We start from the raw sequence: 13,958 nt of genomic DNA on the forward strand, positions 1-13,958 counted from the left end.
TTCAATAGAACATTGACCGCGACTCGGCCAGATCGCTGCACATCACTTTGTTCTCGGGGTCGATCCCGAGCTTTTTGAAGGCTGGCACGCTGAGGATATCGATCTTCGCCAGTGGGTGGTCGGTGTCCTTGTGGCAATAGAGGCTGGCGACCTGCACCAGGTCGACGTAGTCCAGGCGCGCGGACTGGCGCTGGAAGTCCAGGTACTGCCCCGGCAATTTGGCCAGCTGTTCCGGAAACTCCCAGACTTGCAGCAGCTTGTCGCCCAGCAACGGATGGATGTGCTCGATCACGTGGTTGAGGCTGACCGGGTCGGACAGCAGCTCATAGTGATCTTCCGCATAGGTCAGGATCGGCAGTACGCCGATCTGGTGCACCAGCCCGCCGAGGGCGGCCTGGTCGGGCTTCAACTGGGTATGGCTGCGGCACAGGGCATAACTGACGCCGGCCACTTCCAGGCTTTTGCGCCAGACGTCGTGCATCTTTTGCGCGATCACCTCCGAGCGGGCATGGAAAATCTGCTCCATGACCAGGCCGATGGCCAGGTTGCTGCTGTAGTTGACGCCCAGCCGGGTAATCGCGGTGTGCAGGTCGGTGACTTCCTGGGTGGCGCGCAGCAGGGGGCTGTTGACCACTTTGATCAGGCGCGCCGACAGCGCCGTATCACGGCCAATCACTTTGCTCAGGGTACTGACGCTGATTTCCGGATCTTCAGCGGCCCGGCGAATCTGCAGGGCCACTTCCGGTAGCGTTGGCAGAACCAGGTCATCGTTGTCGATGGCCTCAACCAAATCCTGTTGGACCTTTTCCGCCAGCTCACTCATTTCTGTTCTCTAGGGGTATTGCAGGAAGTTGCGGCAATCAGCGCTGGATTTCTCGATCGCGATCCAGCTGGTAAGGCAGGTCCAGCAGGTGCAGCCCGGGACCTTCGAGCGCGCCAAGATGGAGATTGCCATCCTCTGCAGCTTCGGCTTGCAGTACGGCCAGGAGTTCAATGTTTTGTTCGGCGCGCGCGGCGATCACAACCTCACCGATGGCGCTGCCGTGGGTCGGGGAGAACAGCGGGGTGCCGGGTTCCGGCAATTCTTCGGCGTTCAAGGCCAGGCGGTAGAGGCGGCGCTTGAGTTTGCCCAGGTACTGCATGCGCGCGACGATTTCCTGGCCGGTATAGCAGCCTTTCTTGAAACTGACGCCGCCGATGGCCTGCAGATTGAGCATCTGCGGGATGAACAGCTCACGAGTGGCCGGCATGACCTGGCCGATGCCGGCGCGGATCTGGCCCAGCAACCATTGATTAAGGTCGCCTTCGGGCAGTTGCGCGGACAGCTGTTCGCGCAGGACCTCAGCTTTATCTGCGGGGGCCCAGAGCTCGGTCCGGTCCGCTGAAACACGAATGGCGATCAGGCCGTCGTTGCGGGCGACCGCTCCGTCTTCCGGCGGCAACTCCAGCCCAAGACCGGCCAGCAGCGTATTGGCGTTGCCCAGGCCAAAGCGCGCCCACAGGGCACTTTCATCGCTGAGCTTGGCCTTGGAAAACACGGCGTATTTTTTCAGGTCCGCCAGTTGCGGCTCCAGCAACTCGGTGGCCATGGCCAGCAGGCAGCCATCGCCTTCGAGCAGGATGCGAAAGCTCGATTGCATGCGGCCTTTCTGGGTGCAACGGGCGCCCAGGCTGGATTGGCTATCGCTGAGGTAATTGAGATTGCAGGTCAGCTGGCCCTGAAGGAACTTGCTGGCATCGGGGCCGCGGACGGCGAGAACGCCCTCGTGGGACAGGGAGCAGAAAAAAGCGGAATCAGCCATGGGTCATCGCAGGGTAAAAAGTCTGGCGAACATCATAAGGGGGCGCCCTTGAAATGGGTAGTTCACAAAGGATGGGTGGTGACCGACCAAAGCCGACTGTTCTGGTGTCCGTCGGGCTGTATACTTGCGCTCTATTTGAGGAGCGCTCCATGGTCGAAGATGTTGAATTGAACCGCCTCTACTGGCACAGCCGCCGCGGCATGCTGGAACTGGACGTGTTGCTGGTGCCATTCGTGAAAGAAGTCTATCCGCATCTGAACGATGTTGATCGTGCCTGCTACGTCAGGCTGCTCGAATGCGAAGATCAGGACATGTTCGGCTGGTTCATGGAACGCTCCGAATCCGAAGATCCCGAGCTGCAACGCATGGTCCGCATGATCCTGGATCGTGTCCAACCCAAGTAACGCCTTCGAATGCCGCTGGCAGCCTTCCAGGCAATTGCTGGCGGCCTATCTCCTGGCCCAGCTGTTCGCGCTGGGCGCCTTGCTGATGCTCGATATTCCACTCTGGGCCCGTCTGCTCGGGGTGCTGCTGTGCCTGGGCCACGGAGTCTGGGCGTTGCCGCGGCGGATTTTTCTGAATCATCCCTCGGCCTTCAGCGGTCTGCGTCGTAATGCCGATGGCTGGCAGTTGTGGTGCGCCGGGCAGGGCTGGCGGCCGGTGCAACTGCGGCCTGACAGCCTGGCGCTGCCGCTGCTGGTGGTGTTGCGTTTTCGCCTGCCGGGCGAGCGCTGGGTGAGGTCGGTCTGTGTGCCACGGGACGCGCAGGCGGCCGATGTGCATCGGCGCCTGCGCGTGCGGCTCAAGTTCAGTCGCCGTAGGTGGGCGGCACCAGAATAGTGTCCAGTGCCTCGGGCAGCAGGTTCGGGTAATCGAGGGTGTAGTGCAGGCCCCGGCTTTCCTTGCGCTCCATGGCTGAACGAATCATCAGCTCGGCGACCTGGGCCAGGTTGCGCAACTCGATCAGGTCGCGGCTGACCTTGTAGTTGCTGTAGAACTCATCGATTTCGTCCAGCAGCAGACGGACCCGGTGCTGAGCCCGTTGCAGGCGCTTGTTGGTGCGTACGATGCCGACATAGTCCCACATGAATCGCCGCAGTTCGTCCCAGTTGTGCGCAATGATCACGTCTTCGTCGGAGTCGGTGACCTGGCTGGCGTCCCAGACGGGCAGGGCGATCGGAATGGCGATCTGCGGCAGTTGTTCGAGAATGTCGGCTGCCGCGGAACGGGCATAGACGAAGCATTCCAGCAGTGAGTTGCTGGCCATGCGGTTGGCGCCGTGCAGGCCGGTAAAACTGGTTTCGCCAATGGCATACAGGCCCGGAACGTCGGTGCGGCCCTGCTGGTCGACCATCACCCCGCCGCAGGTGTAATGCGCGGCTGGTACCACCGGGATCGGCTGTTTGGTGATATCGATGGAGAATTCCAGGCAGCGCTCGTACACGGTCGGGAAGTGGCTTTTGATAAAGGCTTCCGGTTTGTGGCTGATGTCCAGGTACACGCAATCGATACCCAGGCGCTTCATTTCATGGTCGATGGCCCGGGCGACGATATCCCGTGGTGCCAGTTCGGCACGCGGATCGAAACGCGGCATGAAGCGTTCGCCGTTGGGCAGCTTCAGGTGCGCGCCCTCGCCGCGCAGGGCTTCGGTGATCAGGAAACTCTTGGCCTGCGGATGGTAGAGGCAGGTCGGGTGGAACTGGTTGAACTCCAGGTTGGCCACCCGGCAGCCCGAGCGCCAGGCCATGGCGATGCCATCGCCACAGGCGCCATCGGGGTTGCTGGTATAGAGGTAGACCTTGGCGGCACCGCCGGAAGCGAGGATGACAAAACGCGCACCGTAGGTATCGACCTCGCCAGTGGCGCGGTTGAGTACGTAAGCGCCGAGGCAGCGATCGCCTTCCAGTCCCAGGCGCTTTTCGGTAATCAGATCGACGGCGACCCGTTGTTCCAGCAGTTCGATATTCGGGCGTTGCCGGGCCTGCTCCAGCAATGTGGTGAAGATGGCCGCGCCGGTGGCGTCGGCGGCATGGATGATGCGGCGATGGCTGTGGCCGCCTTCGCGGGTCAGGTGAAATTCGAAACCGCCGTCTTCATTGCCCGATTGCTCGTCACGGGTGAAGGGTACGCCCTGGTCGATCAGCCATTGAATGGCCTCGCGGCTGTGCTCGACGGTAAACCGCACGGCGTCTTCATGGCACAGGCCGCCGCCGGCATTGAGGGTGTCGTCGACGTGGGATTCGACGGTATCGGTGTCGTCCAGCACTGCCGCGACGCCACCCTGAGCCCAATAGGTCGAGCCATTGGCGAGATCGCCCTTGCTCAATACGGCAATGCGCAGATGACCAGGCAAGGTCAGCGCAAGGCTCAAACCGGCAGCGCCGCTGCCTATCACCAGAACATCGTGTTGAAACTGTTGGCTCATTGGAAGATTCCGCTCAAAAGCGACCCGGGTCGGGGTTGGCGCAAGACGCCTGGATCGGCGAGTCAAAGCAGCCATGCAGCCCACTAGTATATAGAGGGGGGGATCGGCACAATAGCGGTGCCTTCGTGGCATTATGAAATTATGAGGGCGAGAAAAGCGGTCTGGCGAGGCAGTGATGGGTGGCTCGATTTTTCCGTCAAATCGGGGAGCTGGCGACTGTATCGAAGATGTAGCAACCTTTTTCTCTTCATGGTTACACAATGTTCGCTCCGTACGGCTATAAAGATTGGGAACTTTTGACACGGCCCCAAACTCAATAGAAGGTTGCCTGATAGAAGGGACAGCGTCGGTTTTATGCAGGACTTGTGTCGTGGTCATGCAGCTCAATTCGACGACAGGATTATTCGCGCAGCCGGCCTTGCCCGCGCTGCGTTTTTCGTGCGTGCCAAATCAGAGCCCGCAGGAAACTTGCTTGGAGGGGGAGAACTTTTGCGAAAAGCCCGAGTCTATGTTTGCAAGCCTGATCGTTTAGTTATGCAAGCCTCCTCCGAGCTTATCGAGGAGTGTTCATGCTAACCCAGGAAGAGGATCAGCAGCTGGTCGAGCGCGTTCAGCGCGGCGACAAGCGAGCTTTCGATCTGCTAGTGCTGAAATACCAGCACAAAATTCTCGGGTTGATCGTGCGTTTTGTGCACGACACCCATGAAGCCCAGGATGTTGCACAAGAAGCCTTTATCAAGGCTTACCGTGCGCTTGGTAATTTCCGCGGTGACAGTGCGTTTTATACGTGGCTGTATCGTATCGCCATCAACACGGCGAAAAACTATCTGGTTTCGCGCGGCCGCCGGCCGCCGGATAGCGATGTCAGTTCCGAGGATGCGGAGTTCTACGATGGCGATCATGGCCTCAAGGATCTCGAATCGCCGGAGCGCGCATTGCTGCGGGATGAGATCGAAGGCACCGTCCATCGAACCATTCAGCAACTGCCAGAAGATTTGCGTACGGCTTTAACTTTACGTGAATTCGATGGTCTGAGTTACGAGGACATTGCCAGCGTCATGCAGTGTCCGGTGGGTACCGTGCGCTCCCGGATTTTCCGCGCTCGGGAAGCCATCGACAAAGCCCTGCAGCCGTTGTTGCAGGAAACCTGAGACAGCGGCGACAGCCAAGAGAGGAACCGCCATGAGTCGTGAAGCCCTGCAGGAATCGCTGTCCGCGGTGATGGATAACGAAGCGGACGAACTGGAATTACGTCGGGTATTGAATGCCGTCGACGAAGTGGAAACCCGTGAGACCTGGGCTCGTTACCAGATCGCCCGGGCGGCCATGCACAAGGAATTGCTGCTTCCGCGTCTGGACATCGCCGCGGCTGTTTCTGCTGCGCTGGCTGACGAAGCCGTACCGGCCAAGGCCACTCGTGGTCCATGGCGTAGCCTGGGTCGCCTGGCTGTTGCCGCATCGGTGACCGTTGCCGTATTGGCGGGTGTTCGCCTGTACAACCAGGATGAGATCGCTGGTGTCGAACTGGCACAGCAATCGAACCAGCCAACCCTGGCCGCTCCTCAAGTAAAAGGCCCAGCTGTATTGGCCGGCTACAATGAGAGTTCGGAAGCCCCTGGCCCTATGGCCAACGGCGTATTGCAAGGTCAGCCAGGCTGGCACGATCAGCGTCTGCCAAGCTACCTGCGTCAGCATGCTCAACAAGCTGCACTGAAGGGCACTGAAAGCGCTCTGCCTTATGCTCGTGCGGCGAGCCTGGAAAACCGTTAAGGAGGATCATGCGCGCCATCCCTCTACTCTCGCTTCTGCTCAGTGGCTGGTTCATTGTTCCAGCCCACGCCGACGAAGCTCAGGATTGGTTGAAACGTCTTGGGCAAGCCGAACAGCAGCAAAGCTTTCAGGGTACTTTCGTCTACGAGCGTAATGGTAGTTTTTCTACCCATAACATCTGGCATCGCGTCCAGGATGGCCAGGTCCGCGAGCGACTGATTCAGCTCGACGGTTCCGCTCAAGAGGTTGTGCGTGTTGATGGGCGTACCCAATGTGTCAGCGGTACGCTGGTGGCTGGACTGGGGGACGCCCCCAACTCTTCGGCCCACTCACTCGATCCAGAAAAACTCAAGAATTGGTACGACCTTGCCGTCATCGGCAAGTCGCGTGTGGCTGGGCGCTCCGCGGTCATTGTTTCCCTGACCCCGCGGGACCAGCACCGTTATGGTTTTGAATTGCATCTGGACCGCGAGACGGGCCTGCCGCTGAAATCGCTGCTGTTGAACGATAAGGGGCAGTTGCTCGAGCGTTTCCAGTTCACTCGCCTGGATACGGCGGATGTGCCGAAGGACAGCGAGCTGCAGGCCAGCGCCGAATGCAAGGCCGTGGCCCTGGACAGCGACAAGGCCTCCGCGGTGAAGGCTGCGCAGGCCTGGCATTCCGACTGGCTGCCGCCAGGCTTCGAGTTGACCAGCAGCAGTGCGCGTAAAGATCCCGACACCAAGACCATGGTCAACAGCCTCATGTATGACGATGGCCTGGCCCGCTTCTCGGTGTTCCTCGAACCGCTCAATGGCGCGACGGTGACCGACACCCGCACTCAACTGGGTCCGACCGTGGCGGTATCCCGACGCCTGACCACGCCTGAAGGCGAAATGATGGTAACGGTGGTGGGTGAGATACCTATCGGTACCGCCGAAAGGATCGCCTTGTCGATGCGTACCGACGCCGCTGCGCCCAAGGCGCAGTGAGTAAGCCCCGGGTGTTCATCGAGCGTTAATGTTGGTTGTGTAAGAGGTCTGCAATGCCAGCTCTGCAATCGAGATATCTAAATGTTCGGTGAGCATTTTCATTTGCAAAACCCCCTGTTTTTTCTTATAGGTCAGAGCCACTAGGTTCTGGCCTTGTTTGTCGTTTCCGGGACAAAAGTACTGCGCGAATCGCCTGGTATTTCTTGTCCCTATCGCTTAATCACGCTCGTTGTAATGGGAGCCGTATGTCGATACCACGTTTGAAATCCTATCTCTCCATTTTCGCTACTGTGCTGGTGCTCGGTCAGGCCGTTACCGCGCAGGCGGCGGACTTGCCTGACTTCACACAACTGGTCGAGCAGGCGTCGCCTGCAGTGGTCAACATCAGTACCACGCAGAAGCTCCCGGACCGCAAGGTTTCCGCCCAGATGCCGGACCTCGAAGGTCTGCCGCCGATGCTGCGCGAGTTTTTCGAGCGTGGCATGCCGCCGCAGCCGCGTTCGCCACGGGGTGATCGCCAGCGTGAAGCCCAGTCCCTGGGTTCTGGTTTCATCATTTCGTCGGACGGTTACATCCTGACCAACAACCATGTGATTGCCGACGCGGATGAAATCCTGGTCCGCCTGGCCGACCGCAGCGAATTGAAAGCCAAGCTGATTGGCACCGATCCACGCTCCGACGTGGCGTTGCTGAAGATCGATGGCAAGGACCTGCCGGTGCTGAAGCTGGGCAAATCCCAGGACCTGAAGGCCGGCCAGTGGGTAGTGGCTATCGGCTCGCCGTTTGGTTTCGACCACACCGTCACCCAGGGCATCGTCAGTGCCATCGGTCGTAGCCTGCCGAACGAAAACTATGTGCCGTTCATCCAGACCGACGTGCCGATCAACCCAGGTAACTCCGGTGGTCCGCTGTTCAACCTGGCCGGTGAAGTGGTGGGTATCAACTCGCAGATCTACACCCGTTCCGGCGGCTTCATGGGTGTGTCCTTCGCTATCCCGATCGATGTCGCCATGGACGTTTCCAACCAGCTGAAAGCCGGTGGCAAAGTCAGCCGCGGCTGGCTGGGCGTGGTTATCCAGGAAGTGAACAAAGACCTGGCGGAGTCCTTCGGCCTGGAGAAACCGGCCGGTGCGCTGGTGGCCCAGATCCAGGACGACGGCCCGGCGGCCAAGGGCGGCTTGCAGGTGGGTGATGTGATCCTGAGCATGAACGGTCAACCGATTATCATGTCGGCGGACCTGCCGCATCTGGTCGGTGCCCTCAAGGCGGGTGCGAAAGCCAATTTGGAAGTGATTCGTGACGGCAAGCGCAAGAACGTCGAATTGACCGTTGGTGCGATTCCGGACGAAGACAAGGCCCTGGACGCCATTGGCAAGTCCGGTGCTGAGCGCAGCAGCAACCGTCTGGGCGTTGCGGTGGTCGAGCTGACCGATGAGCAGAAGAAAACCTACGACCTCAAGGGCGGTGTGGTGATCAAGGAAGTTCAGGATGGCCCAGCCGCGCTGATCGGCCTGCAGCCGGGCGACGTGATCACTCACCTGAACAATCAGGCGATCACTTCGACCAAGAACTTCACTGAAATCGCCCAGGCGCTGCCGAAGAACCGTTCGGTATCGATGCGGGTTCTGCGTCAGGGACGTGCCAGCTTCATTACCTTCAAGCTGGCCGAGTAGTCCGTGTAGCGGATTGATCGCGCAATAAAAAGCCCGCCTCGAAAGAGGCGGGCTTTTTTGTGGGCGCCGGTTGGGCTCAGCGCATCATGTCCTTGACCATCTGCTCCTGGTCCATCAGCTCACGCTGACGTGCATCGATCCGTGAAGACAGGGGAAAGTTGCTGCCGGCGCGACGTTTGGCGAAATCCAGCTGCTGGATCGCCTGGCGATAGTCGCCGACCAGGGCAAAGTATTCGGCCCGCGCCTGATGCAGGCCGATGATATTGCCCGACAGACCGCGGGTTTCCGCCACCGAGTACCAGACGTCCGGATCGTCGGAGCGGGTCTTGAGCAGGCTTTCCAGGGCCTTTTCGGCGTCCGCCGGGCGATTCTGCTTGAGCAGCAGGTCGACCCTGACCTGGTTCAGTGGGTAGTTGCCAGGATACTGCGCAAGCATTTTATCTACCCGGGCCTGGGCGTCGGAAAAGCGGCTGGTGGCGGTATCCAGGTCGATCTGGGCCAGGTTGTAAGTGATGTCGTTAGGTTGCTTGGCCAGCAGCTGCTTGAGGTTTTCCCGGGCATCGTTGAACTGGCTGCCCTTGATCTGGGCGATGGCGAGGCCGTAGCGGGCGATGTCGTTTTTCGGGTTTTCGTCGAGCTGGGCGCGGAAACGCTTGGCACCCATGCCGGGGGACTCTTCGTAGATCAGCTGTACTCGTGCGCGAATCAGCTGGTAACGCAGGCTGTCTTCCTTGCCGCCGGCCTTGGCCTGTTCGGCGCGGTTGCGGGTGTCGGCGATCCGCGATTCGGTGACCGGGTGAGTCAGCAGGAACTCCGGCGGCTTGGCGTCGAAACGGTACTGGCGCATCAGGCGCTCGAACATGGTCGGCATGGAGCGCGGGTCATAACCGGCCTTTTCCAGGTTGAGGATGCCGATGCGGTCGGCTTCCTGCTCGTTCTGCCGGGAGAAGCGCCGTTGTTCCTGGATGGCCGCGGCCTGGGTGCCGGCAATGGCGGCGATCCCGGCGTCGCCACCGCCCGCCGCGGCGATCACGATCCCGGCCAGCAGGGCGGCCATCATCGGCACCTGCATGCGTTGCGAAGCCTCGACGCCACGGGCGAAGTGGCGTTGCGACAGGTGCGCCAATTCGTGAGCCAGAACCGAGGCATATTCGCCTTCGGTCTGGGCGTTGAGGAACAGTCCACCGTTGACCCCGACAATCCCGCCGGGAGCGGCAAACGCGTTGAGCTGCGGGCTGTTGATCAGGATGAACTCGAGGCGTCGGTCGTTGACCTGGCTGGTCTCGACCAGTTTGTAGACGCTGGTTTCGACGTAATCCTTGAGTTGCGGGTCGTTGAGTTGCGAAACCTGGCTGCGCAGCAACGCCAGCCAGGCGCGGCCCAGTTGGTGTTCCTGTTGGGGCGAGACAATGGCAGAACTGGCGTCACCGAGTGATGGCAGGTCGTCGGCGAAGCCTGGTGAGGCGAGCAGGCAAGCGAGCGTCAGCAGGGTAGGGCGCAAAAAAGTCATGCACAAAGCCTTAGTCGACAAAGAGTCTACTGTAGCCGGACACCAGGCCTTGGACCAGATATTCTAGGCACCTCGACGACCCTCCCGGAGTGACGCAATGACTGATGCTGTAGCCCACGACGCCGAGCTCGATGCCAGCGGACTGAACTGCCCGCTGCCGCTGCTCAAGGCCAAGATGGAACTCAATCGCCTGGCCAGCGGCGCGGTGCTCAAGGTGATCGCCACGGATGCCGGCTCCCAGCGCGACTTTCGCACCTTTGCCCGTTTGGCCGGTCATACCCTGCTTCGCGAGGAAGACGAGGCTGGGGTCTATCGTTACTGGCTGAAGAAGGCCTGAACCGCCCCGGAAATCATCGCGCCTCTGTCTAAGGATCATTGATGTTCAAAGTGTTACGCGACTGGATTCAGCGCTACTTCTCCGATGAAGAGGCCGTGGTACTGGCCGTTCTGTTGTTCCTGGCCTTCACCGCGGTGCTGACCCTGGGCGGTATGCTCGCGCCGGTGTTGGCGGGGATGGTGCTGGCCTATCTGATGCAGGGGCTGGTGCTCACGCTGGAACGCTGGCGTTTGCCTGGTGGGGCGGCGGTGGGCCTGGTCTTTGCCTTGTTCATGGGGCTGCTGCTGGTGTTCATCGTGGTCGTCGTACCGCTGTTGTGGCATCAATTGATTACCTTGTTCAACGAGTTGCCGGGAATGCTCGCCAAGTGGCAATCGTTGCTTCTGTTGTTGCCGGAGCGTTATCCGCACCTGGTGTCCGACGAACAGGTGTTGCAGGCGATCGAGGTGGCACGCGGCGAGATCGGCAAGTTCGGCCAGTGGGCGCTGACCTTCTCGCTGTCCAGCCTGCCGCTGCTGGTCAACATCATGATCTATCTGGTGCTGGTGCCGATCCTGGTGTTTTTCTTCCTCAAGGACCGGGCGATGATCAGCCAGTGGGTGCGCGGTTACCTGCCGCGCGAGCGGGCTCTGATCACCCGGGTGGCCCAGGAGATGAACCGGCAGATCGCCAATTACATTCGTGGCAAGGTGATCGAAATCGTCATTTGCGGCGGGGTGACCTACATCGCCTTCGTGGCCCTGGGACTGAACTACGCGGCCCTGCTGGCGCTGCTGGTGGGGATTTCGGTGGTGGTGCCTTACGTCGGGGCGGTGGTGGTGACCGTGCCGGTGGCGCTGATTGCCTTGTTCCAGTGGGGCTGGAGCGACCAGTTCATCTATCTGATGGCGGTCTACGGGATCATTCAGACCCTGGACGGCAACGTGCTGGTGCCGCTGCTGTTCTCCGAGGCGGTGAACCTGCATCCGGTGGCGATCATCTGTGCAGTACTGTTGTTTGGCGGGCTGTGGGGCTTCTGGGGGGTGTTTTTCGCGATTCCCCTGGCCACCCTGTTCAAGGCGGTACTGGATGCCTGGCCGCGCAAGGAGCCGGTTGTGGCGCCCTTGCTCTAGAGCGGCCCTGCTCTGGAAATGAAAAAGGGGGGCGGCTGAATCAGCCGCCCCCCTTTTTTTAATCGGTTACCTTTTAGTCGGCTACCACGCTCAGGCCTTGTTCAGCGCCTGCGCAGCAGCCAGTACCGCATCCACGTGGCCTGGCACTTTCACGCCACGCCATTCCTGGCGCAGCACGCCATTTTTGTCGATCAGGAAGGTGCTGCGATCGACGCCCATGTATTCCTTGCCGTAGAGCTTCTTCAGCTTGATCACGTCGAACAGCTGGCAGACGGCTTCGTCCTTGTCGCTGATCAGCTCGAAGGGGAATTCCTGCTTGCACTTGAAGTTCTCGTGGGACTTCAGGCCATCGCGGGAGACGCCGAACACCTCGGTGTTGGCGGCCTTGAACGCGGCGTATTGATCGCGAAAGCCCTGGCCCTCGGTGGTGCAACCCGGGGTGCTGTCCTTGGGGTAGAAGTAGATCACCACCTGCTTGCCCTTGAGCGCGGCCAGGCTGACGGTCTGACCGCTGGTGGCCGGGGCTTCGAAGTGGGCAACAGGTTGGTCGATGGCAACGGCCATTGGGGCTTCCTTACATTGGGTTCTGTGGGCGCCAGGGTTCGATCAGCGCATCGAGATTCATTGCGTCGGCGAAGTCCAGGAACTGATCGCGCAGCCAGCTGATCTGGGTGCCGGCCGGCAAGGTCACGGTAAAGGTGGCGTTGAGCATGGTGCCGCCGGTCTGCGGGGCCTGATAGGTATCGCAGGTCAGGTTTTCCAGCTCGACATGGTGGTCGATGAAGAACTGGCACAGTTCATTGACGATGTCCGGGCGGTAGGCGGCGCTGACGTAAGCCACATAAGGCAGGGCCTGCGGGCGGTTTTCCAGGGCCGCGCTGCGCACCACGTTGACGGTGAAGGCGTATTTCTTCGCCAGCGACGGCAGGCCGGCCTCCAGGCGCGCCAGGGCATCCCAGCTGCCGGAAACCTCCAGGACCAGCGCACTGCACTCACCATGGCGGGTCAGGCGGGAGGTCACCACGGCGCAGCGGTTTTCATGGCTGGCGCGGCACAGGACGTTGGTCAGCTCCATGGGGTTGGCGCCGAGGGCACTGATGACAAGGAATTGTTCGCGGACTGTGGGGGTGGACATGCAGCATTCCTAAAGCGATGAGCGGTCGATACTTTTGCAGGCTTGAGTACTGGGTAAACGTCCGGATGCGGTTTCAGAAGCCCTGAACCGCCAGGTTGCGACGAGCTCCATAAAAGGCGAGAGCGAAGGGCGGCAACGCAGGATTGGGGCTTCGGATGCCGAAAAGGGAGGCTGGAACCCGGCGTACAAGCTTAGCAGTACCGATCAAAGCCTGAAGGGTAGCGAAATACATCGCTCAGGGGAATGCTCGCAGCGCGGTACTTCGCTTGTGCAAGCATCTTGGCGCCAGTACCATTACCGCTCTCTTTTTCCGGCAGGAGCGGTTGCATGATTGCGGGCAGTATGGTGGCACTGGTCACACCCATGGATGCACAGGGTCGTCTCGACTGGGACAGCCTGAGCAAACTGGTGGACTTCCACCTGCAAGAGGGCACCAACGCCATTGTGGCGGTCGGCACTACAGGTGAGTCGGCTACCCTCGATGTGAACGAACACATCGAAGTGATTCGTCGCGTGGTCGCTCAGGTTGCAGGGCGTATCCCGGTGATCGCCGGTACCGGCGCGAACTCGACGCGCGAAGCGATCGAGCTGACCACCAATGCGAAGATCGCCGGTGCCGACGCATGCCTGCTGGTGACCCCTTATTACAACAAGCCGACGCAAGAAGGCCTGTATCAGCATTTCCGTGCCATCGCCGAAGCCGTCGATATCCCGCAGATCCTCTATAACGTGCCGGGCCGCACCGCTTGCGACATGCAGGCCGAGACCGTGATTCGCCTGTCGACCGTGCCGAACATCATCGGCATCAAGGAAGCCACCGGTGACCTGCAGCGCGCCAAGGACATCCTGGCCGGCGTGAGCAGCGACTTCCTGGTGTACTCCGGTGACGACGCAACCGCCGTCGAACTGATCCTGCTGGGTGGCAAGGGCAATATTTCGGTGACCGCCAACGTGGCGCCAAAAGCCATGAGCGAGATGTGCGCCGCCGCGATGCGTGGCGATGCCGCCACCGCCCGGGCGATCCACGAGAAGCTGATGCCGCTCAACAAGACTCTGTTTATCGAATCCAACCCTATTCCCGTGAAATGGGCCCTGTGCGAGATGGGCTTGATGGCGAACGGTATCCGTCTGCCGCTCACCTGGCTCAGTGCTGCCTGTCACGAACCGCTGCGGCAGGCCATGCGCCAGTCCGGCGTATTGGTTTAATTGAGGAAGTACTACGC

The 13,958-nt window shown here is 60.5% G+C and carries 15 protein-coding genes; 9 read left to right on the forward strand and 6 right to left on the reverse strand.

Going from position 1 to position 13,958, the window contains the following annotated elements:
- Nucleotide 1: 1 nt before the first annotated feature.
- Together CXQ81_RS09520 and CXQ81_RS09525 are read right to left on the reverse strand one after the other, a co-directional pair.
- Nucleotides 2-823 carry an HDOD domain-containing protein gene (locus tag CXQ81_RS09520; RefSeq protein ID WP_062823349.1) on the reverse strand — a complete coding sequence of 274 codons (822 nt, stop codon included), beginning with the start codon at nt 821-823 and terminating at the stop codon, nt 2-4.
- A gap of 37 nt (nt 824-860) precedes the next feature.
- Complete coding sequence (locus tag CXQ81_RS09525; RefSeq protein WP_101337089.1) at nt 861-1,802, reverse strand: folate-binding protein YgfZ; 942 nt, start codon at nt 1,800-1,802, stop codon at nt 861-863.
- 149 nt (nt 1,803-1,951) lie between these two features.
- On the opposite strand from CXQ81_RS09525, the gene CXQ81_RS09530 reads away from it, so the two are divergent.
- Both CXQ81_RS09530 and CXQ81_RS09535 read left to right on the forward strand, forming a co-directional pair.
- A complete protein-coding gene (locus CXQ81_RS09530) occupies nt 1,952-2,206 on the forward strand; it encodes a succinate dehydrogenase assembly factor 2 (RefSeq protein WP_007930227.1) in 255 nt (84 codons plus the stop codon).
- Nucleotides 2,190-2,642 (forward strand): protein YgfX, encoded by a 453-nt coding sequence (locus CXQ81_RS09535; RefSeq protein WP_101337090.1) that lies wholly within the window; start codon nt 2,190-2,192, stop codon nt 2,640-2,642. Before CXQ81_RS09530 ends, CXQ81_RS09535 begins: the two co-directional genes overlap by 17 nt.
- On the opposite strand, the gene nadB is transcribed toward CXQ81_RS09535, so the two are convergent.
- On the reverse strand, nt 2,611-4,227 hold the full coding sequence (nadB, locus tag CXQ81_RS09540) for an L-aspartate oxidase (RefSeq protein WP_007930229.1): 1,617 nt from the start codon (nt 4,225-4,227) through the stop codon (nt 2,611-2,613). The genes CXQ81_RS09535 and nadB overlap by 32 nt on opposite strands.
- 569 nt (nt 4,228-4,796) lie before the next feature.
- Between nadB and rpoE the strand changes: the two genes are divergently transcribed.
- From rpoE to CXQ81_RS09565, 4 genes are all read left to right on the forward strand, one after another.
- Nucleotides 4,797-5,378, forward strand: a complete 582-nt coding sequence (gene rpoE / locus CXQ81_RS09545) for an RNA polymerase sigma factor RpoE (protein ID WP_007930230.1) — start codon at nt 4,797-4,799, stop codon at nt 5,376-5,378.
- A 31-nt stretch (nt 5,379-5,409) separates the two neighbouring features.
- Nucleotides 5,410-5,997, forward strand: coding sequence for a sigma-E factor negative regulatory protein (locus CXQ81_RS09550; protein WP_007930231.1), 588 nt, complete (start codon nt 5,410-5,412; stop codon nt 5,995-5,997).
- 8 nt (nt 5,998-6,005) lie between these two features.
- Nucleotides 6,006-6,968: a MucB/RseB C-terminal domain-containing protein gene (locus tag CXQ81_RS09555; protein ID WP_007930232.1), complete on the forward strand. Its 963-nt coding sequence runs from the start codon at nt 6,006-6,008 to the stop codon at nt 6,966-6,968.
- A gap of 245 nt (nt 6,969-7,213) precedes the next feature.
- Complete coding sequence (locus CXQ81_RS09565) at nt 7,214-8,641, forward strand: DegQ family serine endoprotease (RefSeq protein WP_007930233.1); 1,428 nt, start codon at nt 7,214-7,216, stop codon at nt 8,639-8,641.
- 76 nt (nt 8,642-8,717) lie between these two features.
- On the opposite strand, the gene CXQ81_RS09570 is transcribed toward CXQ81_RS09565, so the two are convergent.
- Nucleotides 8,718-10,151, reverse strand: coding sequence for a M48 family metalloprotease (locus CXQ81_RS09570; protein WP_007930234.1), 1,434 nt, complete (start codon nt 10,149-10,151; stop codon nt 8,718-8,720).
- 97 nt (nt 10,152-10,248) lie between these two features.
- Between CXQ81_RS09570 and CXQ81_RS09575 the strand changes: the two genes are divergently transcribed.
- Both CXQ81_RS09575 and CXQ81_RS09580 read left to right on the forward strand, forming a co-directional pair.
- Nucleotides 10,249-10,488, forward strand: coding sequence for a sulfurtransferase TusA family protein (locus CXQ81_RS09575; RefSeq protein WP_007930235.1), 240 nt, complete (start codon nt 10,249-10,251; stop codon nt 10,486-10,488).
- A 41-nt stretch (nt 10,489-10,529) separates the two neighbouring features.
- Nucleotides 10,530-11,600, forward strand: coding sequence for an AI-2E family transporter (locus tag CXQ81_RS09580; RefSeq protein WP_007930236.1), 1,071 nt, complete (start codon nt 10,530-10,532; stop codon nt 11,598-11,600).
- Between the two features lie 90 nt (nt 11,601-11,690).
- Here the strand turns inward: CXQ81_RS09580 and CXQ81_RS09585 are convergent, their stop codons facing one another.
- Both CXQ81_RS09585 and CXQ81_RS09590 read right to left on the reverse strand, forming a co-directional pair.
- A complete protein-coding gene (locus CXQ81_RS09585; protein ID WP_007930237.1) occupies nt 11,691-12,164 on the reverse strand; it encodes a peroxiredoxin in 474 nt (157 codons plus the stop codon).
- Nucleotides 12,165-12,174: 10 nt separating this feature from the next.
- The gene (locus CXQ81_RS09590; RefSeq protein ID WP_007930238.1) at nt 12,175-12,735 is read right to left on the reverse strand and encodes a glycine cleavage system protein R; all 561 of its coding nucleotides are present in this window, start codon (nt 12,733-12,735) and stop codon (nt 12,175-12,177) included.
- Between the two features lie 327 nt (nt 12,736-13,062).
- Here CXQ81_RS09590 and dapA point away from each other — a divergent pair, with 327 nt between their 5' ends.
- Nucleotides 13,063-13,941 carry a 4-hydroxy-tetrahydrodipicolinate synthase gene (gene dapA / locus CXQ81_RS09600; RefSeq protein WP_009042590.1) on the forward strand — a complete coding sequence of 293 codons (879 nt, stop codon included), beginning with the start codon at nt 13,063-13,065 and terminating at the stop codon, nt 13,939-13,941.
- Nucleotides 13,942-13,958 lie beyond the last annotated feature (17 nt).

This window comes from Pseudomonas sp. 09C 129 (assembly GCF_002843625.1).
GTDB classification, from domain to species: Bacteria; Pseudomonadota; Gammaproteobacteria; order Pseudomonadales; family Pseudomonadaceae; genus Aquipseudomonas; species Aquipseudomonas chlororaphis.